The 24,432-nt window shown below is 73.9% G+C and carries 25 protein-coding genes; 5 read left to right on the top strand and 20 right to left on the bottom strand.

Annotated elements, in window-relative coordinates; all coding sequences use genetic code 11:
* From proB to PH190_RS23945, 13 genes are all read right to left on the bottom strand, one after another.
* The coding region (gene proB / locus PH190_RS24005; RefSeq protein ID WP_274234052.1) for a glutamate 5-kinase at nt 1-601 on the bottom strand (601 nt) is incomplete at its 3' end.
* Nucleotides 598-2,082, bottom strand: a complete 1,485-nt coding sequence (gene obgE, locus PH190_RS24000; RefSeq protein WP_274234051.1) for a GTPase ObgE — start codon at nt 2,080-2,082, stop codon at nt 598-600. The genes obgE and proB, both read right to left, overlap by 4 nt.
* A gap of 99 nt (nt 2,083-2,181) precedes the next feature.
* Nucleotides 2,182-2,451, bottom strand: a complete 270-nt coding sequence (rpmA, locus tag PH190_RS23995) for a 50S ribosomal protein L27 (RefSeq protein ID WP_274234050.1) — start codon at nt 2,449-2,451, stop codon at nt 2,182-2,184.
* Nucleotides 2,452-2,462: 11 nt separating this feature from the next.
* Nucleotides 2,463-2,762, bottom strand: coding sequence for a 50S ribosomal protein L21 (gene rplU / locus PH190_RS23990; RefSeq protein WP_274234049.1), 300 nt, complete (start codon nt 2,760-2,762; stop codon nt 2,463-2,465).
* 169 nt (nt 2,763-2,931) lie between these two features.
* The gene (locus PH190_RS23985; RefSeq protein ID WP_274234048.1) at nt 2,932-6,279 is read right to left on the bottom strand and encodes an Rne/Rng family ribonuclease; all 3,348 of its coding nucleotides are present in this window, start codon (nt 6,277-6,279) and stop codon (nt 2,932-2,934) included.
* 184 nt (nt 6,280-6,463) lie between these two features.
* Entirely contained in the window at nt 6,464-7,288 is an 825-nt protein-coding gene (locus PH190_RS23980) for a TIGR03936 family radical SAM-associated protein (protein ID WP_274234047.1), read from the bottom strand.
* A complete protein-coding gene (locus PH190_RS23975; protein WP_274234046.1) occupies nt 7,288-7,809 on the bottom strand; it encodes a GNAT family N-acetyltransferase in 522 nt (173 codons plus the stop codon). The genes PH190_RS23980 and PH190_RS23975 overlap by 1 nt, the downstream gene beginning before the upstream one ends.
* A 70-nt stretch (nt 7,810-7,879) precedes the next feature.
* Nucleotides 7,880-9,862, bottom strand: a complete 1,983-nt coding sequence (locus PH190_RS23970) for a TIGR03960 family B12-binding radical SAM protein (protein ID WP_274234045.1) — start codon at nt 9,860-9,862, stop codon at nt 7,880-7,882.
* A gap of 556 nt (nt 9,863-10,418) precedes the next feature.
* On the bottom strand, nt 10,419-10,823 hold the full coding sequence (ndk, locus tag PH190_RS23965; RefSeq protein WP_274234044.1) for a nucleoside-diphosphate kinase: 405 nt from the start codon (nt 10,821-10,823) through the stop codon (nt 10,419-10,421).
* A 74-nt stretch (nt 10,824-10,897) separates the two neighbouring features.
* A complete protein-coding gene (locus PH190_RS23960; RefSeq protein WP_274234043.1) occupies nt 10,898-11,293 on the bottom strand; it encodes a DUF4233 domain-containing protein in 396 nt (131 codons plus the stop codon).
* Nucleotides 11,290-12,858, bottom strand: a complete 1,569-nt coding sequence (folC, locus tag PH190_RS23955; RefSeq protein ID WP_420791705.1) for a bifunctional tetrahydrofolate synthase/dihydrofolate synthase — start codon at nt 12,856-12,858, stop codon at nt 11,290-11,292. Before folC ends, PH190_RS23960 begins: the two co-directional genes overlap by 4 nt.
* Nucleotides 12,859-12,915: 57 nt before the next feature.
* A complete protein-coding gene (locus PH190_RS23950) occupies nt 12,916-13,047 on the bottom strand; it encodes an MFS transporter small subunit (protein WP_274234042.1) in 132 nt (43 codons plus the stop codon).
* A complete protein-coding gene (locus PH190_RS23945) occupies nt 13,044-14,423 on the bottom strand; it encodes an OFA family MFS transporter (RefSeq protein WP_274234041.1) in 1,380 nt (459 codons plus the stop codon). The genes PH190_RS23950 and PH190_RS23945 overlap by 4 nt, the downstream gene beginning before the upstream one ends.
* A gap of 103 nt (nt 14,424-14,526) precedes the next feature.
* Between PH190_RS23945 and fdhD the strand changes: the two genes are divergently transcribed.
* The gene (gene fdhD, locus PH190_RS23940; protein ID WP_274234040.1) at nt 14,527-15,375 is read left to right on the top strand and encodes a formate dehydrogenase accessory sulfurtransferase FdhD; all 849 of its coding nucleotides are present in this window, start codon (nt 14,527-14,529) and stop codon (nt 15,373-15,375) included.
* A gap of 85 nt (nt 15,376-15,460) precedes the next feature.
* Nucleotides 15,461-16,396: an alpha/beta hydrolase gene (locus PH190_RS23935; RefSeq protein WP_274234039.1), complete on the top strand. Its 936-nt coding sequence runs from the start codon at nt 15,461-15,463 to the stop codon at nt 16,394-16,396.
* A 14-nt stretch (nt 16,397-16,410) separates the two neighbouring features.
* On the opposite strand, the gene clpX is transcribed toward PH190_RS23935, so the two are convergent.
* The 4 genes from clpX to tig all read right to left on the bottom strand — a co-directional run bounded on the left by clpX (nt 16,411) and on the right by tig (nt 21,010).
* On the bottom strand, nt 16,411-17,697 hold the full coding sequence (gene clpX / locus PH190_RS23930) for an ATP-dependent Clp protease ATP-binding subunit ClpX (protein ID WP_274234038.1): 1,287 nt from the start codon (nt 17,695-17,697) through the stop codon (nt 16,411-16,413).
* A 247-nt stretch (nt 17,698-17,944) separates the two neighbouring features.
* Complete coding sequence (locus PH190_RS23925; protein ID WP_274234037.1) at nt 17,945-18,598, bottom strand: ATP-dependent Clp protease proteolytic subunit; 654 nt, start codon at nt 18,596-18,598, stop codon at nt 17,945-17,947.
* A 13-nt stretch (nt 18,599-18,611) separates the two neighbouring features.
* Nucleotides 18,612-19,214 (bottom strand): ATP-dependent Clp protease proteolytic subunit, encoded by a 603-nt coding sequence (locus tag PH190_RS23920; RefSeq protein ID WP_274234057.1) that lies wholly within the window; start codon nt 19,212-19,214, stop codon nt 18,612-18,614.
* A 242-nt stretch (nt 19,215-19,456) separates the two neighbouring features.
* A complete protein-coding gene (tig, locus tag PH190_RS23915; protein WP_274234036.1) occupies nt 19,457-21,010 on the bottom strand; it encodes a trigger factor in 1,554 nt (517 codons plus the stop codon).
* Between the two features lie 606 nt (nt 21,011-21,616).
* Between tig and PH190_RS23910 the strand changes: the two genes are divergently transcribed.
* Nucleotides 21,617-22,423, top strand: coding sequence for a pentapeptide repeat-containing protein (locus tag PH190_RS23910; RefSeq protein WP_274234035.1), 807 nt, complete (start codon nt 21,617-21,619; stop codon nt 22,421-22,423).
* Nucleotides 22,420-22,746, top strand: a complete 327-nt coding sequence (locus PH190_RS23905) for a YnfA family protein (protein WP_274234034.1) — start codon at nt 22,420-22,422, stop codon at nt 22,744-22,746. Before PH190_RS23910 ends, PH190_RS23905 begins: the two co-directional genes overlap by 4 nt.
* On the opposite strand, the gene PH190_RS23900 is transcribed toward PH190_RS23905, so the two are convergent.
* The 3 genes from PH190_RS23900 to PH190_RS23890 all read right to left on the bottom strand — a co-directional run bounded on the left by PH190_RS23900 (nt 22,727) and on the right by PH190_RS23890 (nt 23,895).
* Nucleotides 22,727-23,089, bottom strand: a complete 363-nt coding sequence (locus PH190_RS23900) for a DUF4180 domain-containing protein (RefSeq protein ID WP_274234033.1) — start codon at nt 23,087-23,089, stop codon at nt 22,727-22,729. The genes PH190_RS23905 and PH190_RS23900 overlap by 20 nt on opposite strands.
* Nucleotides 23,090-23,225: 136 nt before the next feature.
* Nucleotides 23,226-23,627, bottom strand: coding sequence for a cupin domain-containing protein (locus tag PH190_RS23895; RefSeq protein WP_274234032.1), 402 nt, complete (start codon nt 23,625-23,627; stop codon nt 23,226-23,228).
* Nucleotides 23,628-23,694: 67 nt separating this feature from the next.
* Nucleotides 23,695-23,895, bottom strand: coding sequence for a helix-hairpin-helix domain-containing protein (locus PH190_RS23890; protein WP_274234031.1), 201 nt, complete (start codon nt 23,893-23,895; stop codon nt 23,695-23,697).
* Nucleotides 23,896-24,059: 164 nt separating this feature from the next.
* On the opposite strand from PH190_RS23890, the gene PH190_RS23885 reads away from it, so the two are divergent.
* Complete coding sequence (locus PH190_RS23885; RefSeq protein WP_274234030.1) at nt 24,060-24,431, top strand: VOC family protein; 372 nt, start codon at nt 24,060-24,062, stop codon at nt 24,429-24,431.
* Nucleotide 24,432: the final 1 nt, after the last annotated feature.

The following is a 24,432-nucleotide window of genomic DNA, read 5'->3' as shown; positions in this document are numbered from 1 at the left end:
CCTCCCTGCCGCCCGTCACCTCGCGGACCAGCGTGGCGCCCGGCGAGCGGGGGTCGGCGTCGTAGACCCCGTCGACGTCGGAGAGCAGCACCAGCGCGTCGGCGGAGATGACGTGGGCGACGAGCGCGGCGAGCCGGTCGTTGTCGCCGAAGCGGATCTCGTCGGTGGCGACCGTGTCGTTCTCGTTGACCACCGGCACCACGCCGAGCCCGAGCAGGCGCTCGAACGTGCGCTGCGCGTTGCGGTAGGGCTGGCGGCGCACGACGTCGTGCGAGGTCAGCAGCACCTGCCCGACCCTGCGGCCGTGGCGGGCGAAGGCCTCGGCGTAGGCGCGGGTCAGGTGCAGCTGCCCGACGCCGGCCGCGGCCTGCTGGGTCGCGAGGTCCCGGGGCCGGCGCGGCAGCCCGAGCGGGCGCAGGCCGGCCGCGATCGCGCCGGACGAGACGAGCACCACCTGGGTGCTCGCGGCCCGCGCGGCCACGGCGTCGACCAGCGCGTCGAGCTTGGCGACGTCCAGCCCGCCGTCGACGGTGGTCAACGACGAGGACCCGATCTTGACCACGAGGCGTCGCGCGCCCGCGACGGCCTCGCGGGCGCTCACCGGCCGTCCTCGTCGTAGTCCTCGTGCCAGGGCGCGACGCCGAGCTCGTCGTCGCTGCGGTGGCGTCGGCGCTCGTCGCGTGCGGCGCGGCGCTCGGTCGCCGAGGCGCGCTCGGCCAGACCCTGCCCCTCGAGGCGCGGGTCGGTGCCCCGGTTGCCGCGCATGGCGGCGACCCCGGCGGGCGTCGAGGGCTCCCAGTCGAAGGTGTGCACGCCGATCGTCACCATGTCGCCGGGCACGGCGCCCGCCTCGGCGAGGGCCTCCTCGACGCCGAGGCGCGCGAGCCGGTCGGCGAGGTAGCCGACGGCCTCGTCGTTGGCGAAGTCGGTCTGGCGGACCCACCGCTCGGGCTTCTCGCCCTTGACGAGGAAGCCCTCCTCGGGGTCCGGCACGACGGTGAAGCCGGTGTCGTCGACCGCGGTGGGCCGCAGCACGACCCGCGGCGCGGTGGAGGGCACCGCGCTCCGGCGGGCGTCGTCGACGGCGGCGGCCATCGCGTAGGCGAGGGTGTCCAGCCCCGCGTGCGACGCCGTCGAGATCTCCACGACCGGCCACCCGAACGCCGCCACGTCGTCGTGGACCATCTCCGCGAGCTCGGCGGCGTCCGGCACGTCGATCTTGTTGAGGGCGACGATGCGGGGCCGCGCGGCGAGGTCGGTGCCCAGCGCCGGGGTGTAGGCCGCGAGCTCGTGCTCGAGGGCGCGGATGTCCGAGACCGGGTCGCGGTCGGGCTCGAAGGTCGCGCAGTCGACGACGTGCACGAGCACCGAGCATCGTTCGATGTGCCGCAGGAAGTCCAGGCCCAGGCCCTTGCCGCTGCTCGCGCCCGGGATGAGGCCGGGGACGTCGGCGACGGTGAACGTGCTGCCGCCCGCGGAGACGACGCCGAGGTTGGGCGCGAGCGTGGTGAACGGGTAGTCGGCGATCTTCGGCTTGGCGGCGCTCAGTGCGCTGACCAGCGACGACTTGCCCGCGCTCGGGTAGCCGACGAGCCCGACGTCGGCCATCGACCGCAGTTCGAGCACCAGGTCGCGCGACTCGCCGGGCTCCCCCAGCAGCGCGAACCCCGGCGCCTTGCGCGAGGGTCCGGCCAGCGCCGCGTTGCCCAGCCCGCCGCGGCCGCCGCGCGCGGCGACGAACCGCGTGCCCGGGCCGGTGAGGTCACCCAACACCTCGCCGTCGGCGTCGAGGACCACCGTGCCCTCGGGCACCGCGAGCTCGATGTCCTCGGCGTTCGCCCCGTTGCGGAAGCTGCCCTGCCCCGGGCGGCCGTTGCCGGCCGTCGCGTGCGGGCGGTGGTGGAAGTCGAGCAGGGTGTGCACGCCGGGGTCGACGACGAGGACGACGTCCCCGCCGCGCCCGCCGTTGCCGCCGTCGGGGCCCCCGAGGGGCACGAACTTCTCGCGGCGGATCGACGCACAGCCGTGGCCGCCGCTGCCCGCCGTGACGTGCAGCGTCACGTGGTCGACGAAGCGGGCCATCGCGGAGTGCTGTCCTTCCCGGTGATCGAGGGGGTGGTGACGAACGAAAGGGGTGGGCCCGTTCCCGGACCCACCCCTGACGCTACTGCTGGAGGTACCTCAGGCGGAGACGGTCTCCTCCGCCGGGATGACGCTGACGTTCTTGCGCCCGCGGCGCGACCCGAAGGTCACGGCGCCGGGGACGAGGGCGAACAGCGTGTCGTCGCCGCCGCGGCCGACACCGGTGCCCGGGTGGAACTTGGTGCCGCGCTGGCGGACGAGGATCTCGCCGGCCTTGACGACCTGGCCGCCGAAGCGCTTGACCCCGAGCCGCTGGGCGTTGGAGTCGCGGCCGTTGCGGGAGCTGGATGCACCCTTCTTGTGAGCCATGGCTGCTCCCCTTACTTCGAGATGTTCGTGACCTCGAGGCGGCTGTAGCGCTGGCGGTGGCCGACGCGCCGCTTGTACCCGGTCTTGTTCTTGTACTTCAGGATCTTGATCTTCGGGCCCTTGGCGTCCCCGACGATGTTGCCGGAGATCGAGACCTTCTCCAGGTCCGACGCCGAGCTGAGCACGGTGCTGCCGTCGACGACCAGCACCGGCTGGAGGTCGACCGTGTCACCGTCGAGGAGCTCCACGTCGATGACGTCGCCGACCGCGACCTTGTACTGCTTGCCGCCGGTCTTCACGATCGCGTACATCTTCCGCGGGACTCCTCGTCTGACAGGTGGCTTCCGGCTCCGGCGCGGCCCGTGCGGTGCGGACCCGGCGCGCTGGTGCCGCGGGCGTCTTGCTCGTGACCCGGCGGGCACCGACGTCCAAGGGTACCCGCCCGCACCCCGGGGTCCGGACCCCGGGGTGCCGGGGGGATCAGCTGTCCGATCCGCCGGCCGGCGGACCGGCCGGGCGGGAGGCGGCGCGGCGCCGCCGGGGGCGGGCCGAGCCGCTGCCCGTGGGCACGGCGGCCGGCACCGTGGCCGGCTCGTCGGCCGGCTCCTCGGTGGCCGGCCCCGCAGGAGTGACCAGGCCCTCGTCACGGCCGCGAGACAGGCCGCCGTTGGCACCGCCGCCGATGGCGCCGGTGATGCGCGGCCGCTCGGGCTCGGGCTCCGTCGGTGTGGTGCCGTTGGCGCCCGGGGTGTGCTCGGCGAGGTCGGCCTCCAGGGCGACCTCGGCCTGCACCGCCTCGTGGATCGTCTGCTCGACGGGCTCGGCGTCCCCGGTGGCGTCGGTCTCCTCGGCCTCGGCGGCGCTGCCCGCGGCGCTGGCCGTCGCGAGCCCCGCCTCCAGCTCGACCTCGGCCTCGTCCGCCTCGACGACGGTCTCGGCGGCGGCGTCCCCGTTCCCGACGGTGCCGGAGTCGCCGGGGCCGGCCTCGGCGGGAGCCTCGGCCGTGGCCTCGGCGGCGGTGGCGACCGCGGCGGGCTCGGTGGTCTCCGGCTCGTCCTCGTCGTCGCCCGACAGCAGGCCGGTGGCGGCCGCGACGGTCGCGGGCGAGGCGCCCTCGGAGCGCTCGGCCCGGCGGCCGCGCCGGCTGCGGCGCCCGGACGACCCGCCCTCGCCGCCGCTCTTGCCCTCGCCCTTGCCCTCGCTCTTGCCCTCGCCGCCCTTGCCCGACCCGTTCGAGCCGGTGGACCCGCCGCTGCCGTTCGACGCTGACGCGCCGTGCTCGTGGCCGATCACCGGCTCGGTGGAGACGATGACGCCGCGACCGCGGCAGTGCTCGCAGGTCGTCGAGAACTCGTCGAGCAGCCCCTGGCCGACGCGCTTGCGCGTCATCTGCACGAGGCCCAGCGAGGTGACCTCCGAGACCTGGTGACGGGTGCGGTCACGGCCCAGGCACTCGGTGAGCCGGCGCAGCACGAGGTCGCGGTTCGACTCCAGGACCATGTCGATGAAGTCGATCACGATCATGCCGCCGATGTCGCGCAGCCGGAGCTGGCGGACGATCTCCTCGGCGGCCTCGAGGTTGTTGCGGGTGACCGTCTCCTCGAGGTTGCCCCCGGAGCCGGTGAACTTCCCGGTGTTGACGTCGACGACGGTCATCGCCTCGGTGCGGTCGATGACCAGCGTGCCGCCCGAGGGCAGCCACACCTTGCGGTCCAGTGCCTTGATCAGCTGCTCGTCGATCCGGTAGGCGGCGAAGACGTCCTGCGGGCCCACGTGGCGCGTCAGGCGCCCCGCGAGCTCGGGGGCGACGTGCGCGACGTAGCCCTCGAGGGTCTCCCACGCCCGCTCGCCGGAGACGACGAGCGAGGAGAAGTCCTCGTTGAACATGTCGCGCACGACGCGGATGAGGAGGTCGGGCTCCTCGTAGACCAGCGTCGGGCCCTTCGAGCTCTTCGCGCCCGCGGCCGAGGACTCGATGGCCTCCCACTGCGCGGTGAGGCGGCGGACGTCGCGCTCCAGGTCCTCCTCGCTGACGCCCTCGGCGGCCGTGCGGATGATCACGCCCGACTCGTCGGGGACGATCCGCTTGAGGATCTCCTTGAGGCGCTTGCGCTCGGTGTCGGGGAGCTTGCGGCTGATGCCGGTGGCCCCGCCCGCGGGCACGTAGACCAGGAAGCGGCCGGGCAGGCTGATCTGGGTGGTCAGGCGCGCGCCCTTGTGCCCCACCGGGTCCTTCGTCACCTGGACGAGCACCTGGTCGCCGGTCGACAGCGCCTGCTCGATCTTGCGCTGCTTGCCCTCGAGGCCCGAGGCGTCCCAGTTGACCTCGCCGGCGTAGAGCACGGCGTTGCGGCCCCGACCGATGTCGACGAACGCGGCCTCCATCGACGGGAGCACGTTCTGCACTCGGCCGAGGTAGACGTTGCCGACCATCGAGTTCTGGCCCTCGCCCGCCACGAAGTGCTCCACGAGGACGCCGTCCTCGAGCACCCCGATCTGGCTGCGCCCGGCCTGCTGGCGCACGACCATGGTGCGCTCGACGGCCTCGCGGCGGGCCAGGAACTCCGACTCGGAGAGGATCGCCGGGCGGCGTCGGCCGGACTCGCGGCCGTCGCGGCGGCGCTGGCGCTTGGCCTCGAGGCGCGTCGAGCCCTTGACGCCGCGGACCTCGTCGTTGGAGGAGCGGCCGCCCTCGGGGCGCTCGACGCGATCGCGGACGTGGGTGACGGTGTCCGGCGGGTCGTCGCGATCGGTGGAGCCGTCGGACGAGCCGCCGGATGCGCTGTCCGAGGAGCCGTCGTCCGACGAGCGGCGACGCCGGCGACGGCGGCGCCGCGAGCCGCCGGACGACTCGCCCTCGCTGCCCTCGGCGGTGTCCTCGTCGTCCCCGCTGTCGTCGCCGTCGTCGCTGCCGTCATCGGACGAGCCGGACGAGCCGGACGCGTCGCCGGCGCCGGACGCGTCGTCCGACTCGCCCTGGTCGTCGCCCTCGGTGTCGCTGCCGTCGCTGCCGTCGGCGTCGTCGCTGCCGCCACGGCCGCGACCGCGACCGCGACGCCCGCGGCGCCGCCGGCGACGGCCGCCGTCCTCGTCGTCGTCACCGTCGCCCGGCTCGCCCGTCTCGGGGCCGGTCTCCGGCGCCGCGGTGGTGTCGGCCGGGGCGGAGGCCTCGGCGGGGGCGGGCTGCTCGTCCTCGGTGGGGGCGGGCTCGCCGGTGGTCTCGGTCTCGGTGGCCTCGCCCGGGGTCACGACGCCGGTCGAGCGGCTGCCCCGACGCCGGCGCGTGCGGGACGGCGCGGCCTCCGGGGTGCTCGTCGACTCGGGCGCCAGGAACATCGGCGCGGCGAAGGCCGGCGCGGCGGCGCTCGGCGCGCTCGCGGGGGCCTGGCCGGGCAGGGTCGTCGCGCCGTCACCGACACCAGCACCGGTGTCGGGCGTGGTGTCGTCCGTGGTGTCGTCCGTGGTGTCGGGCGTGGTGTCGAGCGCGGGCACGGAGTCCGCGGGCTCGGGCAGGTCGTCGAGCACCGCGGCGGCGCCCGGGGTGGCCTGCGCGACCGGGGCGGCCACCGCGCCCTCGGCCGGGAACAGGTCCTCGACCACCTGGGCGACGACGCCCCGGTCGACGCTGGACTGGGCGCTGCGCGCCCCCACCCCGAGCCGGGCGAGCACGGCCAGCAGCTCGCGGCTGGACGTGCCCACGACACGGGCCAGGGCGTGCACCCGCACCTTGTCCGGGAGCGCGGCCAGGGCCGCGTCGTCGGGGCGTCCGGGTGCGACGGAACCCCCCGCGGCGGAGTCTCCGCCGGAGGGGGTGTCGATGTCGGTCATCCATCTCCTCCGCCCCCGGGCGCGACCCGGGGGTCGCGGCCACACGGGGACCTCGCGTGGTCTCGCCTGGACGGTCGTCGGGGACGGCCGCCGACTGCGGCACGACCGGCGGGTCTCTCGGAGCCGTCGGACCGTGCGATCGCCGAGGTGGGAGCACCGAGGCCGACCGGGCCCGTCCGGGGGACTACGCGGTGGGTGCCGCGCGGTCCGCCGCGAGCGGGTCGATCAGCTCCCCGCGCTCGTCGAGCCGTCCCTGCGCCCACCGGGTGGCCCTGTTGGGCTCCGGGAACTCGAGGCCGGCGACGGCGCGGAGGGCACTGCACACATCGTCGGGTCGTGCGGCCGGCGTGGTGTGCCGTACGACCGCTGTCAGTCTCCCACACGTCGCCGCTCGTGCACGGTCCTCCCGGTCGGCGTCGGCCGGTTCGTCCGTCCGGGTGAGCGAAAGACGCAGTTCGGCGACCGCTGCTCGCACGTCCAGGGGCTTCGGACCGTTCTTGGTGACGCGTTCCACCGACACCTCCGGCGCGGCCAGGAACGCCTCGATCGCCGGCGCCAGGGCGTCGTCGGGCACGCCGGGCGTCTCGATCTCCCAGACGCTGGTGTCGATCCGGTCGGCGAGCGCGCCCGGGCCGGCCGGCACGACCTCGATCACGGCCAGCCCGTCGGGCAGCACCGCGTCGACCTCGCGGGCCACGACCGCCGGGTCGAGGTGCTCGGTGACGCCGATCTCGAGGTACTCCGCCTCGCTCGCCGCGCCGGTGGGGGCCGCCCCGATCCACGACAGCCGCGGGTGCGGGCTGAACCCTTGCGACAGGGCCACGGGCACCCCCGCGCGTCGCAGCGTCCATTCCATCGTCCGCGCGATGTCGCGGTGGGAGCTGAACCGCGCCCGCCCGCGCTTGGCGTAGCGCATGCGGAGCTTCCCGACGACCGGCGCCGACGGGTGCGGCGCGTCGCCGGCCTTGGCCTTGAGCACCGAGGGCCGTCCGCCCTGCGTCTCCGCCATCAGCTCGTCCCTCCCGGTCCCCCGCCGGTGGGCAGGACCACGATGTCGTCACCGGCCGGGGTGAACCCGGCGGCGCGGTAGAAGGCCGCGCCCGCCGGCGACGGGCGCAGCACGAGGCGCACCAGCCCCCGCGCGCGGGCGTGGGCGACGGCCGCGCCGAGGAGCTTGCGGGGCACCCCGCGCGGCGCGGCCCCGAGCGCGACGAGGCTGCCGACGTAGCCCCACCGCTCCCCCGGCCGTCCGGGCGCGGGCATGGCGGCGACCTCGGCGACGTCGAGGGACCCGACGGCCGCCCAGTCCTCGCCGCTGCGGGCCTCGGCCACCCACACGACGTGGTGGGACAGCTCGGCGCGCCACCACGTCGCGAAACCCTGCTCGAAGCCCGGGTCCTCGCCGGGCGCGGCACGCCCGCGCTGCTCCACCCAGGCACGGCGCAGCGCCGCGACCGCGTCGCCGTCGGTGGGACCGGCCCGGCGCACCCGGACCTCGGGCACAGCACGCTCGGGGCGCTCGGGCGGCACCGCACGCTCCGGCGGCCGGGGCTCTCCGGGGCGCGACCCGGCCGCGCTCACGGGCGCTCGGCCCCCGTCGTCACTCGTCACGCCCCCCGGTGCTCGGGGCGGAGGAGGCGAAGGCGGGGTTGCGGATCGGGGTCGAGGTCCGGTGCTCGACCGGCGTGAGCGGCAGCGAGGGGCGCCCGGGAGGGGCCATCTGGATCTCGGTGCCCATCGTCGGGCACACGCCGCAGTCGAAGCAGGGTGTCCAGCGGCAGTCGTCCTGCTCCTCGGCGGCCAGGGCGTCCTGCCAGTCGTCCCAGAGCCAGCCGCGGTCGAGCCCCGAGTCGAGGTGGTCCCACGGGAGGACCTCGTGCTCGCCGCGCTCGCGGGTGGTGAACCAGGCGAGGTCGACACCCTCGAGCTCGCTCTCGGCGGCCGCGACCCAGCGCTCGAACGAGAAGTGCTCGCTCCACCCGTCGAACTGCTGGCCCTCGCGCCACGCGCGCTCGATGACGCGCCCGATCCGGCGATCACCCCGGCTGAGCAGGCCCTCGACCAGGCTGGGCTGCCCGTCGTGGTAGCGCAGGCCGATGTTGCGGCCCAGCGAGCGGTCGCTGTTGATGGCTTCGCGCAGCTTGCGCAGCCGCGCGTCGACGACGTCGGGCGCCGTCTGCCCGGCCCACTGGAACGGGGTGTGCGGCTTGGGCACGAAGGCGCCGATCGAGACGGTCGCGCGCACGTCGCCGCGTCCCGCGGCCTGGCGACCCGCGCGGATGACCTCGTGGGCCATCGACGCGATCTGCAGCACGTCCTCGTCGGTCTCGGTGGGCAGACCGCACATGAAGTAGAGCTTGACCTGCCGCCACCCGTGCTCGTACGCGGTGGAGACGGTCGCGATGAGCTCCTCCTCGGAGACCATCTTGTTGATCACCTTGCGCAGGCGCTCCGACCCGCCCTCGGGGGCGAAGGTCAGACCGCTGCGGCGCCCGGAGCGGGTGAGCTCCTCGGCGAGGGTGACGTTGAACGCGTCGACGCGGGTGGAGGGCAGGGACAGGCCGGTGCCGGTGCCCTCGTAGCGGTCGGCGAGGCCCTTGGCGATCTCGCCGATGCCCGAGTGGTCGGCCGACGACAGCGAGAGCAGGCCCACCTCGTGGTAGCCCGAGCTCTTCAGCCCCTGCTCGACCATCTCCCCCACGCCCTGCGGCGACCGCTCGCGCACCGGGCGCGTGATCATGCCGGCCTGGCAGAAGCGGCACCCGCGGGTGCAGCCGCGGAAGATCTCCACGCTCATCCGCTCGTGCACGGTCTCGGCCATCGGGACCAGCGGCTTCTTCGGGTAGGGCCAGTCGTCGAGGTCGGAGGTGGTCCGCTTGTGGACGCGCTCCGGGGCCGCCGGGCTGGTCGGTGTGACCGCGGCGATGGCGCCGTCGTCGCCGTAGGTGACCTCGTAGAGCCCCGGGACGTAGACGCCGGGCACCGCGGCCAGACGCTCGAGCGTCGCCCGCCGGTCCAGGCCCTCGGCCTTCGCGGCCTTGACGACGTCGGTGATGTCGCCGACGACCTCCTCCCCGTCTCCCAGGGCCACGAGGTCGACGAAGTCGGCGATCGGCTCCGGGTTGAACGCGGCGTGGCCGCCGGCGAGCACCAGGGGGTGCTCGGTGGTCCGGTCGGCGGCGTGGAGCGGGATGCCGGCGAGGTCGAGGATCGACAGCAGGTTCGTGTAGCCGAGCTCGGTGGCGAAGCTGACGCCGAGCACGTCGAACGCGCCGACCGGGCGGTGCCCGTCGACGGTGAACTGCGGGACCCCGTGCTCGCGCATCAGCGCGGCGAGGTCCGGCCACACGGCGTAGGTGCGCTCGGCGAGCGCGTCGGAGCGCTCGTTGAGGACCTCGTAGAGGATCATCAGGCCCTGGTTGGGCAGTCCGACCTCGTACGCGTCGGGGTAGCAGAGCGCCCAGTGGACCGGCACCGACCCCCACGGCTTGGTCCCCGCGTTGCGCTCGCCGCCGACGTACTGCACCGGCTTGCGGACCCGGGGCAGCAGGGGCTCCAGGCTCTCGAACACGGACTCGACCACCCACCCAGGGTAACGAGCGACCCGCCCGCCCCGGCCCACCCGGGGCGCGACGCCGAGAGTGCGCACATCGTGATCGAATCGGCCTGTCGATCACGATGCGCACACATTCAGGGCGCCGGGCCGCCAGCCGCGGGCCAGGAGCGCCTCACGGAGCCGAGCGAGGAGCCAGCCGGGGCGTCGGAGCACCTGGCGTGCGGTGACGACGATGACCTCCCCGCCCGCGCGCCGGAGGTCGTCGCGGCGGTCGATGTCGCGCCCGCGGCGGTCGTCGAGGGCGTGGTCGCGACCGTCGTACTCGTCCGCAGGTCGTCGGGCGCTCCGGCCGCGACATCGGTGTCCGCGCCGACGCGGCGGAAGCCGGGCCCGGTCAGCAGGCCCCGGGTCACACGCCCGGCACGGACCGCCTCGGAGCCACGGAAGGGCCTCGCGTCGTCCACACCGGGTTCGACGCAGCAGCGCCCTCCACGGCTCCGCCGTCCGCCGAGTGTGCGTCCATCATGATCGACAGAGCCTGTGGACCACCATGCGCGCACACTCGGCGCGGCGGGTCAGGAGATCAGCCGAACCAGAGCTTGATCTCGCGCTCGGCGGACTCGGGCGAGTCGGAGCCGTGCACGATGTTCGAGCCCGTCTCGAGGGCCAGGTCGCCGCGGATCGACCCGGGCACGGCCTTCTCGACGGGGTCGGTGCCGCCGGCGATCTGGCGGAAGGCGGCGACGGCGCGCGGGCCCTCGACGACCATCGCGGCGACCGGCGCCGAGGTGATGAAGCTCAGCAGCTCCTCGTAGAAGCCCTTGCCCTCGTGCTCGGCGTAGTGCTGCTCGGCCAGGCCGCGGTCGACGGCCTTGAGCTCCAGCGACACGAGGCGCAGCCCCTTGCGCTCGATGCGCGCGATGACCTCGCCGACCAGCCCCCGCTGCACGCCGTCGGGCTTGACCAGCACCAGGGTGCGCTCGTCCACGTCGTTCCCCTCACAGATGGATGTCGGAGGGGCCGAGCCTAACGAGCCGGGTCGGGCGTCCCGCTCGGCCCAGGTCACTCGGCTCCGGCGCCGCCGCGCTGCGCGAACTCCCGCTGGCGGCGCAGCACCTCGTGCCGCATCCACAGCATCAGCGCCCACACCAGGCAGAACACCAGGCCCAGCACGCCCAGCGACGGGGACACGACCCAGCCGAGCAGCATGAGCACCTGCAGGCCCAGGGCGAGCGGCAGGCCCCAGGGACGCGAGAAGGTCGCGATCGCGACGATCATCCCGAGCGTCAGGACGACCACCCAGGCGATCTTCGCCGGCGTCAGCCCGCCCTCGACCTTGTCCATGACGAGCAGCCCGAGCGGCACGGTGACCACCTCGAGCGACAGGCACGCGCTCGCCGGGCCACGGAACGCCTTGCGCGCCGCGGCACCGCCGTCGGGCACCCCGGGCTCCGTCACGACGGCTCCCGTCCCAGCAGCGTGCGGGCCTCGCCGGCCGCGACCACCGAGCCCACGACCAGCACGCCCGCGCCGGCGACCGGCGTCTCGGGGTCGTCGGTCTCCTCGGCCAGCCCGATCGCGGTCTCCAGCGCGGCGTCCATCCGCGTCTCGACGACCACGCGGTCGGCGCCGAAGAACCCGACCGCGAGGCTCCCGAGCTCGTCGGCGTCCATGGCGCGCGGCGAGCTGACGGCGGTGACGACGACCTCGTCGAGCACCGGCTCGAGCGCGGCGAGGATGCCCTCGGCGTCCTTGTCGCCCATCACCGCGACGACCCCGACCAGCCGGCGGAACGAGAACTCCTCGCGCACCGCGGCGGCCGCCGCCCGCGCGCCGTGCGGGTTGTGCGCGGCGTCGACGACGACCGTCGGCGCGGACCGCAGCCGCTCCAGCCGCCCGGGCACGCGCACCGACGCGAACGCGTCGCGCACCGCGGCGATGTCGAGCTTGCGCGACGCCCCGGCCCCGAAGAACGCCTCGACGCTCGCCAGCGCCAGCGCCGCGTTCTTGGCCTGGTGCTCGCCGAAGAGCGGGAGGTAGACGTCGTCGTACTCGCCGCCGAGGCCCTGCAGCCGCAGCTGCTGGCCGCCGACGGCGACCTCGCGCCCGAGCACCCCGAACTCCATGCCGGAGCGGGCGACCTCGGCGTCCATCGCGACCGCGCGCTCGAGCAGCACCTTCGCCGCCTCGGGCGACTGCTCGGCCATGAGGGCGACGGCGCCCTGCTTGATGACGCCGGCCTTCTCGGCCGCGATGCCGCCGAGCTCCGGGCCGAGGTAGTTCACGTGGTCGATGTCGATCGGGGTGATCGCGGCGACGACGGCGTCGGCGACGTTGGTGGCGTCCCACGACCCGCCCAGCCCGACCTCGAGCACCGCGACGTCCACCGGGGCGTCGGCGAACGCCGCGAAGGCCATGCCGGTCAGGACCTCGAACTTCGAGAGCTTCGGCCCCTCACCCTGCGCGCGGTCGACGATTCCGAGGAAGGGGGCGATCTCCTGGTAGATCTCGACGTAGCGCCGCGCGCTGATCGGCGCGCCGTCGATGGCGATCCGCTCGGTGACCCGCTGCAGGTGCGGGCTGGTGTAGCGCCCGGTGCGCGGGCCGATGCGCGTGAGCAGCGCGTCGATCATCCGCGTGACCGAGCTCTTGCCGTTGGTGCCGGCGACGTGGATCGCCGGGTACGAGCGCTGCGGGTCGCCCAGCACCTCGACCAGCGCGCGGATGCGCTCGAGCGACGGCGCGATGCGGGTCTCGGGCCAGCGCTGGTCGAGCTCGGTCTCGACGGCGCGCAGGGCCGCGAGCGCCTCGGCGTCGTCGGGCTCGTGACCGGGCCGGTCGTCGGTCGGCCCCGTCGTGACGCCCTGGCTCAGCGCGTCGGCGAGGGCGCCGCCGCCCGGCCCGGAGCCGGAGTCGTCGGCGCCGCCCGCCATCGCCAGGAGCTGGGCCAGCTCGTCGGCGTCCGCGTCACCCGACGCGTCCTGGTCGGCCGACACGGAGCCCCAGCGGTCGTCGCTCGTCATCACCCTCGATGCTACGGCGGTCCGCCCGTCCGCCCCGGCCCGCCGTCCCGGGCCGGCTCAGAACAGCGCGGGCACCTTGAGCACCAGGGAGTAGACCCCGTAGAGGAACGGGATCAGCACCCACAGCCAGGCGACGACGGTCAGGACGAGGCGGCCGCCGGAGGGGGCGGTCGTGGTGCGGTCGGTCATCGGCTCGCTCCCTCTCGGCGGTCCTCCGCGGCGGCCGAGCCCTCGGGCGCGGCACGCTCGGCGTCACTGACGTAGTGCTTCGGGTCGACCGGGCGGATGAGCTCGTTGGCGACGAACCCGATCGCCAACAGCACAGTCATGATGATGAACGACGTGGTGTACCGGGCCGGGCCCTGCACGTCGCTGGCGTCGACGATCGCGTTCACGATCAGCGGCCCGAGCACGCCGGCCGCGGACCAGGCCGTGAGCAGCCGGCCGTGGATGGCGCCGACCTGGTAGGTGCCGAACAGGTCCTTGAGGTACGCCGGGACGGTGGCGAACCCGGCCCCGTAGAAGGACAGGATCAGCAGCGAGGCGATCAGGAAGATGACCTTGTTGCCCTCGCCGAGGGTCAGGATCACCAGGTAGAGCAGGGCGCCGAGCCCGAGGTACATCCGGTAGATGTTCTTGCGGCCGACGAGGTCGGACGTCGACGACCACACGAAGCGGCCCAGCATGTTGGCCAGCGAGAGGATCGCGACGAACGCCGCGGCCGCGCCGGCGAGCTGTTGCGCCGGGGTGGTGGACCCGAAGAAGTCGCGGAAGATGCCGTCGGCGCGTTCGAGGATGCCGATGCCCGCGGTGACGTTGAAGCACAGCACGATCCACAGGAACCAGAACTGCGGCAGCCGCACGGCCTTCGACGCCGAGACGGCCGGCCCGCGCTGCGCCGGGTCCTCGGACTCCGCGGGAGCGCCGGGCGGGCGCCAGCCCTCCGGGGGCACCCGGATCAGCAGCCAGCCGAGCGACATGAAGATCGCGTAGGCGACGCCCATCACGAGGAACGTGGAGGCGAGCCCGCCGGGCGTGGTGCCGAAGCCGCTGAGCAGCGCGGTCTCGACCGGCGAGGCGATGAGCGCGCCGCCGCCGAAGCCCATGATCGCGATGCCGGTCGCCATCCCGGGCCGGTCGACGAACCACTTGATCAGCGTCGACACCGGCGAGATGTAGCCGATGCCGAGGCCGACACCGCCGACACCGCCGTAGCCGACGACCACGAGCCAGTACTGGCCCATGGCGATGCCGGCCGCGGAGATGAGGAAGCCGGCCGCGAAGCAGGCCGTCGCGACGGCCATCGCCCAGCGCGGGCCGCGCCGCTCGACCTGCGTGCCGAAGACGGCGGCCGACAGACCGAGCATGACGATGGCGAGCTGGAAGGGCAGCGCCGTCGCCGTGCCGGAGAGCTGCAGCCCCTGACCCAGGCCCGTCTTGAGGACGCTCCACGCGTACGCCTGGCCGATACCGAGGTGCACGGCCAGCGCCGCGGGCGGGACGAGCCAGCGACTCCATCCCGGTGGTGCGACGATGGAGGAGCGATCGAAGAAGCCGCCGGCCATGGATGGTCCCCTTTCGCCGCCACCGTCCGGTACGACGGCCCATACCCGGTCGATTGACGAGTCACACACCGATCACACACAGCGACGCATCGGAGGGTCGGTCATGGGACGCGTGACGGTGAAGCGTCCGGTGCTGCACATCGAGGACGGCGAGACGCGCCGCCGCCCGGACACCCTGGCCGCCGAGGAGCCCCTGGAGATCCGGGTGGCCGGGCGGTCCCTGGCGGTCACGATGCGCACGCCGGGCCACGACGTCGAGCTCACCCACGGGTTCCTGCTCACCGAGGGCGTCATCGGCGACCGCGAGGACGTCTCGACGGCGCGCTACTGCGACTCGGTCGACGACAGCGGCCGCAACACCTACAACGTCCTCGACATCGCCCTCGCGCCCGGCGTCGCGCCCCCGGACGACGCGGTCGAGCGGCGCTTCTACACGACCTCGTCGTGCGGGGTCTGTGGCAAGGCGTCGCTGGACGCGGTGCGGACGAAGACCCGCTTCGCGCCCGGCGACGACCCGGTGACCCTCACCCCCGAGGTCCTGGCCGGCCTGCCCGACACGCTGCGCGCGGCCCAGGCCGTCTTCGACAGCACCGGCGGGCTGCACGCCGCCGGGCTCTTCCGCGCCGACGGCACGCTGATCGTCGCGCGCGAGGACGTCGGGCGGCACAACGCGGTGGACAAGGTCCTCGGGTACGCGCTGCTCCAGGGCGGCATCCCCGCGGGCGGCACCGTGCTCATGGTCTCGGGGCGCGCCTCGTTCGAGCTGACGCAGAAGGCGGTCATGGCGGGCGTGCCGGTGCTCGCCGCGGTGTCGGCGCCGTCGTCGCTGGCCGTCGAGATGGCCCGCGAGTCGGGGATGACGCTGGTCGGCTTCCTGCGCGGCCACTCGATGAACGTCTACGCCGGGACTCAGCGGATCGTCACCGAGGATGCTCCCCTGGTCGGGGGCTGACCCGCCGCCCGAGGCCCACCGCCGCCGGTCCCCGACCCGTACGGTGCCGGAGGACCCCGGCTCGCGTGGAGGGAGGACGCCGACCGTGCCCGCCCGACCGACCCGTCGCCAGTTCCTCCTCGGCTCCGCCGGCGCCCTCGGGGTCGCCGGGGCGCTCGGGGTGGGCGGGCTGCTGGTCACCCAGGACGACCCGGCTCCCCCGCCCCAGCGCATCCCCGACCCGCCGCGCCTGCCGTCGCCCACCGACGCCGTCAGCACCGTCGAGTGGCTTCCCTCCGCGGCCCGCGGTCGCCGGGTCCGGCTCGTCACGGTGACGCCGCCGGGCGCCGACCGGGCGCAGCTGCCGGTGTGCGTCGCGCTGCACGGGCTGCGGGGCAACGCGCTGTGGTTCGGCGAGGCCGGCAACCGCGGACTGCTCGGCGACGCCTGGGCGCGGGGCGTGCCGACGTTCGCGATGGTGGGCGTCGACGGCGGCGACAACTACTGGCACCCCTACTCCCGCGGCGACGACCCGCTGCGCATGCTCCTCGACGAGCTGCCCGGATGGCTGCGCGAGCGCGGCCTCGCCATCACCCCCGCGCCCGGCGACCTGCCCGGCGAGCCGGCGATGGCCACGGGCGTGTCGATGGGCGGTGCGGGCGCGCTGCTCTACGCCCGCGAGCGGGTGCGCCGGCGGCGTCCGCTGCGCGCGGTCGGCGTCATCAGCCCCGGCCTGTTCACCGACTGGCGCGTCGCCGCCCGCCGCCCGTTCCGCGACCGGATCGACTGGGAGGCCAACGACCCGCTGCGCTTCTCGGCGGAGCTCACGGAGGTGCCGACGGGCGTGTGGTGCGGCGACCGCGACCCGTTCGTCGAGGCCACCCGCCGCTACGTCGCGCTCGCCCGCCCGGAGGTGGCGTCGATCGGCCCCGGCCGCCACGACGGCCTCTACTACGCGCGCGTCATGCCGGACGTGATCGGCTTCCTCGGCCGGCACGCCCGCGACCAGCGGCCCGGCGCGGGACCGCGCCGGGCCGGCTGACCGGCTCCGGACCGCTAGGCCGACTTGTCCCGGCGCTCCCGCCGCGAGGGCTGGCGCGGGACGATCGTCGGGTTGACGTTCTCCTTGACGGTCTGCTCGGTGACCACGACCTTGGCGACGTCGTCACGACCCGGGATGTCGTACATCACCGGGTTGAGGACCTCTTCCATGATCGCGCGCAGGCCACGGGCACCGGTGCCGCGGAGGATCGCGAGGTCGGCGATGGCCTCGAGCGCCTCGGGGGCGAACTCGAGCTCGACGCCGTCCATCTCGAAGAGCTTCTGGTACTGCTTGACCAGCGCGTTGCGCGGCTCGGTGAGGATCTGCACGAGGCTCGGCTGGTCGAGGTTCGACACCGAGGCGACGATCGGCACGCGGCCGATGAACTCGGGGATGAGCCCGAACTTGATGAGGTCCTCGGGCAGCGTGTCGCCGAACGACTCGGCGGACTCCATCTCGGCCTTCGAGCGGATGTCGGCGCCGAAGCCGAGCCCGCCCTTGCCGACCCGCTCGGCGATGATCTTCTCGAGACCCGCGAAGGCGCCGGCCACGATGAACAGGACGTTCGTCGTGTCGATCTGGATGAACTCCTGGTGCGGGTGCTTGCGCCCGCCCTGGGGCGGCACCGACGCCGTCGTGCCCTCGAGGATCTTCAGCAGGGCCTGCTGGACGCCCTCGCCGGAGACGTCGCGCGTGATCGACGGGTTCTCCGACTTCCGCGCGATCTTGTCGACCTCGTCGATGTAGATGATGCCGGTCTCGGCGCGCTTGACGTCGTAGTCGGCGGCCTGGATGAGCTTGAGGAGGATGTTCTCGACGTCCTCGCCCACGTAGCCGGCCTCGGTGAGGGCCGTGGCGTCCGCGATGGCGAACGGGACGTTGAGCAGCTTCGCCAGGGTCTGCGCGAGGTAGGTCTTGCCGCAGCCGGTGGGGCCGAGCATGAGGATGTTCGACTTCGCCAGCTCGACGGTGTCGTCGTTGCGGCTGTTCTCGCGGTTCTTCTCGCCGGCCTGGACCCGCTTGTAGTGGTTGTAGACCGCGACCGAGAGCGTCTTCTTGGTGTCGTCCTGGCCGATCACGTACTGATCGAGGAAGTCGTGGATCTCGGTCGGCTTCGGGAGCTCGTCGAGCTTGACCTCGCCGGCCTCGGCGAGCTCCTCCTCGATGATCTCGTTGCACAGGTCGATGCACTCATCGCAGATGTACACGCCCGGACCGGCGATGAGCTTCTTGACCTGCTTCTGGCTCTTCCCGCAGAAGGAGCACTTCAGCAGGTCACCGCCGTCGCCGATGCGTGCCATCGCAGCAGACCTCGTGTCCCCTCCGGCACACCGTGGTCGGTGCGCTCGTTCGTGGTTGACCGTACCTGCCCACCCCGCCGGACGGGGAGGTTCGAGACCGGTGGATCGTGCAGGTCGCGGGCCCGCGACGCCGCTGCGCAGCACCGGCCGCACAGCGCTCGGGCGACCAGCGGTCGGCCCGCTGCGCCGGGTGCGCCGCGCCCCCTCCCCGGGGCCACGCCCGGGTGGGCGGGCCCCGGGAGCGGGGTCAGCGCGAGGCGGAGAGCTTGCGGCTCGCCACCACGTCGTCGATGAGGCCGTAGTCCTTGGCCTCGGCCGCCGTCAGGATCTTGTCGCGCTCGACGTCGGCGCGGATCTGCTCGGCGCTGCGGTTGGTGTGCCGCGCGAGCGTCTCCTCCATGAGGCGGCGCATGCGCGAGATCTCCGCGGCCTGGATCTCCAGGTCGGACACCTGGCCGTAGAAGCCCTCGGTGGCCGGCTGGTGGATCATGACCCGCGCGTTCGGCACGGCGAGGCGCTTGCCCGGCGCACCCGCGCCGAGGATCACCGCGGCGGCCGACGCGGCCTGCCCGAGGCAGACCGTCGCGATGTCGGGACGCACGTACTGCATGGTGTCGTAGATCGCCATGAGCGCGGTGAACGAGCCACCCGGCGAGTTGATGTACATCGTGATGTCGCGGTCCGGGTCGTTCGACTCCAGGAACAGCAGCTGGGCCATCACGTCGTTCGCCGACGCGTCGTCGATCTGCACCCCGAGGAAGATGATCCTCTCCTCGAAGAGCTTGTTGTACGGGTTCGACTCCTTGACGCCGTAGCTGGTGCGCTCGACGAAGGAGGGGAGGATGTAGCGCGACTGCGGCGAGGCCGGAGCCGTGCCACCGGGCACGTGGAGCTCACTCATCTGCGTCTCCCTCTCAGGAACTCTGGCCGTTGCCGTTGCTGCTCGGCTGGTCCGACGCGCGCGTCACCACGTGGTCGATGAAGCCGTACTCGAGGGCCTCCTGCGCCGAGAACCAGCGGTCCCGGTCGGAGTCCTCGGTGATGCGCTCGAACGTCTGGCCGGTGTGCTCGGCGATCAGCTCGGCCATCTCGCGCTTGAGCTTGCGCATGGACTCGGCGCGGATCGTGATGTCCGATTCCGTGCCGCCGAGGCCGCCGGAGGGCTGGTGCATCATGATCTGCGCGTGCGGCAGCGCGAGGCGCTTGCCGCGGGCGCCCGCGGAGAGCAGGAACTGCCCCATCGAGGCGGCGAGGCCCATCGCGACCGTCGACACGTCGGGCTCGATCCACTGCATGGTGTCGAAGATCGCCATGCCCGCCGACACCGAGCCACCCGGCGAGTTGATGTACAGCGTGATGTCGGACTTGGGGTCCTCGGCCGAGAGCAGCAGGAGCTGCGCCGAGATCTGGTTGGCGATGGTGTCGTTGACCTCCTGACCCAGGACCACGATGCGCTCCCGCAGGAGGCGCTCGTAGACCGAGTCGTTGAGGGTCATCGATCCCCCGGCGGAGCGCATGACCGCCCCGGCCGGGATGGAGAGGTGCTGGCTCACCTGTGTCCCCGCTTTCTCTGCTGAGGTGATCGGTCTGGCGTCGGTCGGGCCCTCCGGGTCGAACACAGTCGACAGTAACCGCCGGTAGGGGCCCGGCAGTCCGTCGACGGGCCGTGTTCGCTCCTGGCCGATGGAACGGCCGTCGGACGGGTCACGGCGACGCCGGGAGGGCCCGTCGGGCGGGGTGCCCGACGGGCCCGGGCGGGTCAGGTGCGGGAGGTGGAGTCGGGCGCGCCGACGACCTCGGTGTCCGCGGTGGGCTCGGCCTCCACCTGCGAGCTGGGCGACGCGGGGTCGCTCGCGTCGGTGTCGGCGTCGGCCACCTGGCTGCCGTCGGTCGGGCCGGCGGCCGTGTCCGCACCCTCGGCCGACGGCGCGTCCTCGTCCGGGCTCGGCGCCTCCTCGGTGGCCGCGTCGATCGTCTCGCCCTCGACCTCACCGGCGGTGCCGAAGAGCTCCGAGAGGTCGACCTCGGCGCCGCCGGGGCCCGTGATGGTGGCCGCCTGGACGACCGTGGCCAGCGCCTTGCCGCGGCGGACGTCGGCGAAGATCGCACCGAGCTGGTTGGCCTGCTGCGCCTGCTGGATGTACTCCTCGGGGCTCACCCCGAAGCGCTGGGCCTGCATCATGATGCGCTCCATGAGCTCCTGCTGCTCGACCTGGACGCCGCTCTCGTCGGCGATCTTGTCCAGGAGCAGCTGGGTCTTCACGGCCTGCTCGGCGTTGGTGCGCAGCTCGGTGTCGAACTCCTCGCGGGTCTGGCCCTGGGACTCGACGTACTGCGTGAGGCGCGCCTCGTCGTGGTCGAACTCGTGGACCGCCTCGTGCGCGCGGACCTCGACCTCGGACTGCACGACCGACTCGGGCAGCGGCACGTCCGCCGCCTCGAGCAGGGCCTCGAGCACGCGGTCGCGCGCCTGGCTGCCCTGCTCCATCTTCTTCACGCGCGAGTAGCGGGTGCGCAGGTCGTCCTTGAGCTCGTCGAGCGTGTCGAACTCGCTGGCGAGCTGGGCGAACTCGTCGTCGGCCTCGGGGAGCTGGCGCTCCTTCACCGACGTGACGGTGACCGAGACCTCGCTGTCCTTGCCGGCGTGCTCGCCCGCGACGAGCTTCGTCGTGAACTGCTTGGTCTCGCCCGCGGTCATGCCCTCGAGGGCCTCGTCGAGGCCGTCGATGAGCTGGCCCGAGCCGACCTCGTGCGACATGCCCGAGGTCTGGGCCTCCTCGACGGGCTCGCCGTCGACGGTCGCGGACAGGTCGATGACGACGAAGTCGCCGTTCTGCACCGCGCGGTCGACGCCGGTCAGCGTGCCGAAGCGCGCCTGCAGGCCCTTGAGCTGCTCGTCGACGTCGTCGTCGGTGACCTCGGCGTCGTCGACCTCGACGGTGATCGAGGTGTAGTCCGGCACCGTGATCTCGGGGCGGATGTCGACCTCGGCCGTGAACGCGAGCTTGTCGCCGTCCTCGATCTCGGTGACCTCGATCTCGGGCTGGCCCAGCGGCTGGACCTCGGCCTCGGAGACGGCCTCGCCGTACTTGGCCGGGACGGCCTCGTTGACGACCTCCTCGAGCACGACGCCGCGGCCCAGGCGCTGGTCGAGGATGCGGGCGGGCGCCTTCCCGGGACGGAAGCCCGGGATGCGCACCTGCTGCGCGATCTTCTTGTAGGCCCGGTCGAAGTTGGGCTTGAGCTCGTCGAAGGGCACCTCGACGGCGAGTTTGACGCGCGTCGGCGACAGGTGCTCGACGGTGGACTTCACTGGTCGTCTCTCCTCGGGGCAGGCCATCGTGCGCTCGTGCAGTGACCCGGCCGCACCCCGTGGGCGTACGGGCGGGTCGGTCCGTGGCGTGACGCGGGAGGCCGTCCTCACCGCTCACGGTCGAGGAGCACCGGAGCACCGGTGCCTGCACCTGCTGACGCGCCCGCCCGGGCGTGGCGGCGAGTCTAGACGTGACCCCCGTCTGCTCGCCGTGGCGCCCGTCCGGCGGGTCCGGGCCGGCCACCGCCGACCTCGCGGTGACGACCGCCGACCTCACGGCGAGCGGCACCGCGACGGCGCCGTCGGGCGGTCGTCCCGCCGCCCGTCTCGCGCACCGGACGGCGCGTCGCTCGTCCCGGTCGCGACACGCCGAGGACTGCGTCCGTTCGGACGACGGGACGCCCTCTCGTCGCGTCGTTGGACGTCCCGTGCGCGGCTGGCACCGTGGGCACGTCCCGCCACCGCTCCCCGATCGGCGGGCCTCGCCACAGGAGGAGGACGTGAGCCCCATGAAGAAGATCCGCCTCAACATCGAGCGTGCCCTCGAGACCTTCGAGGTGCTCGCCGGGTACGGCACCAAGCGGCGCAAGCGCACGCGGCGCTGACGTGACCGGGTCGGCGGCGGGGTCGCCCGCGAGGTCATCGGACTGTTCGGCGTGCCTGGCGCTGTGCTGCGTCGGACCGTCGTTCGCGGCCTCGGCCGACTTCGCCGTCGACAAGCCGGCGCACACCCCGTGCCGGCACCTGCGGTCGGACCACGGCTGTGCCATCCACGACCGCCTGCGTCCCCGCGGCTTCCCGGGCTGCGTGGCGTTCGACTGCTTCGGCGCCGGGCAGCAGGTCGTGCAGGTCACCTTCGGGGGCTCCGACCGGCGGGTCCCGGCCATGTTCGACGCCCTCGAGGTGCTGCGGCCGTTGCACGAGGTCCTCGCCCTGCTCGACGAGGCCGCCCGGTCGCCGGCGGTGGGCGACGACGCGACCGCGCTCGTCGCCCGCGTCGAGGCGACGGTCCGCGGTGACGCCGACGACCTCGCCGTCGTCGACGTCGGTGCCGTGCGCCGCGAGGCGGGAGCGCTGTTCGACGAGTACGTCGCCGCCGTCCACGCCGGGCGCCCGGGCGCCGACCTCCGCGGCGCCGACCTCCTGGGCGCCGACCTGCGCCGCCGCGGCCTGCGCGCCGCCCGGCTGCGGGGCGCCCTGCTCGTCGGGGCCGACCTGCGCGGCGTCGACCTCGACCGCACCGAGCTGCTCGGTGCCGACCTCCGCGGGGCCGACGTCCGCGGCGCGCGCCTCGAGGGCGCGCTGCTGCTCACGGCCCCGCAGCTCACCGCCACGCGGGGCGACGCGGCCACGACCGTGCCGGCGCACCTCGCCCGCCCCGAGCACTGGGCTGCTCTACCGTCCGGCCCGTGACCGTCCGCTCCGTGGCGCTCTTCGTGCTCGCCGCCGTGCTGGAGATCGGCGGCGCGTGGCTCGTCTGGCAGGCGCTGCGCGAGGGCCGGGCGTGGTGGTTCGCGGCGCTCGGGGTGCTCGCGCTCGGGCTGTACGGGTTCGTCGCCGCGTTCCAGCCCGACGCCGCCTTCGGCCGCGTGCTCGCCGCGTACGGCGGGGTGTTCGTCGCGGGCTCGCTGGCGTGGGGCGTCGTCCTCGACGGCTACCGGCCCGACCGCTTCGACGTCGTCGGCGCGCTGATCTGCCTGGTCGGGGTCGGCGTCATCATGTACGCGCCGCGCTGAGCCGCTCCTCGAGCTCGCCGAGGTCGGCGACGAACCACAGCTCGCGGCCGCGGTTGGCCTCCCGGACCCAGTCGGCGACCGGCCCCGAGGTCGCGCCCAGCTCGCCGACCACGACCAGCCGCAGCCGGTAGTTCACGAACTTCTGCACGACCGCACCGGCCACGCCGCTCGCGAGCTGCGCGAAGGCCGGGTCGAGGCGCTCGACCGGGATCGCGACGACGTCGACCTCCGTGCCGTACGTCTGCCCGATGACGTCGAGAGCGGTGGCCTCGTCGCGGACGGTCGGCCCCGCGCGGTCGAGGACCAGCACGCGGACACCGTGGAGCTCGCGGGTCGTCGCCATGACGCGATCATCGCGCGGCGCGCGAGGCGTTTTGCCGGCGATGGCGTGGCGGCCCTGCCGGTGAAGAGCCACCTGTCACGGCAGGGCCGCCGGGGCGGCTGCGATCGTGAACCGCTGCGCCCATCTTCGCGCAGCGTCACATCGTCGGCGCCTGGGGGTCGCTCTCGTCGCCGACGAAGTGGATGTCGAACGGCTTGTTGGTCATGAAGAGGAACGTGACGTCCTGGTCCTGCGTCGCGCCGTGCTGCATGACGCCGCCCTCGGGGAACCAGACGAAGCTGCCCGCCGGGTAGTCGCCCTGGTGGGTGTTGAGCACGCCCTCGAGCACGTAGACCCCGTGGGCGCAGGGGTGGCTGTGCCAGGGGTTGGTGAAGCCCGCGCGGTAGACCATCTTGAGGACCGTCATGCCGGTCTCCGGGTCCTCGACGAGCGGCACGTGCTCGAGGTTCGCCCCGATGTAGGCGACGGGGAAGCCCTGCCACTCGGCGGTGGTGGTGTCGACGACGGTGAGCTCGACGGGCGTGCTCGGGGTGGTCACGGGGCGCCTCCGGGGTGTGGAGCGGGGACGCCCACGCTCGTCCGCGGACGATGCCGCCACAAGACCCTCAGCCCAGGCGCATCCCGCGCGCGGCCAGGGCCTCACCCAGCAGCCGCACCGCCTTCGGCCCCACGCCGTGCAGCGCGAGCAGGTCCCGCGCCGGCACGCCGTCGAGCTGCTCGAGGCGCGTGTAGCCGACGTGGCGCAGCGCGCTCGTCGCCGGGCGGCCGATGCTGCGCGGGAGATCCTCGTCGACGTCCTCGTCCACGGCACCGGACGGTACGAGGAGGCGCCCTCCTCCGGACGCGCGGTCCGGTGATCGCTGCAGGTGCTCCGCGCACCGGCTGTCAGCGGGTCGACGGAGCAGCCGGAGCGTTCATCGTGCACCGAGTTCCCTCGTCGGATCGATCGATCCTTGTACCGTACCGACGGATGGCCATCGCCCCGCTGACCAGCGTCACCCTCGACTGCCCCGACCCGGCGGCGCTGGCGTCGTTCTACCGGGATGTGGCCGGCGGCGAGATCGTCTACAGCAGCCCGGAGTTCGTGTTCCTCGCGTGCGCCCCGCTCGGGCTGGGCTTCCAGAGGTGCGAGGCCCGGGCGGCCCGCTGGCCCGACGCGACCGAGCCGCTCCGCGTCCACCTGGACTTCCGGGTCGACAGCCCGGACCGGCTCGACGAGCTCGAGGCGCGCGTGGTGGCCCTGGGTGCCCGGCGGCCGTCCTCGCAGCCGCGTCCCGGATCGTGGCGCGTCCTGCTCGACCCGGCCGGCCACCCGTTCTGCCTGACCTCGGTGACCGGCTGAC

The sequence above is a fragment of the Actinomycetospora straminea genome (genome assembly GCF_028737255.1).
Lineage (GTDB): Bacteria > Actinomycetota > Actinomycetes > Mycobacteriales > Pseudonocardiaceae > Actinomycetospora > Actinomycetospora straminea.
The sequence above is the reverse complement of the archived record's forward strand: the minus strand, read 5'-3'. Positions and strand labels throughout refer to the sequence as shown.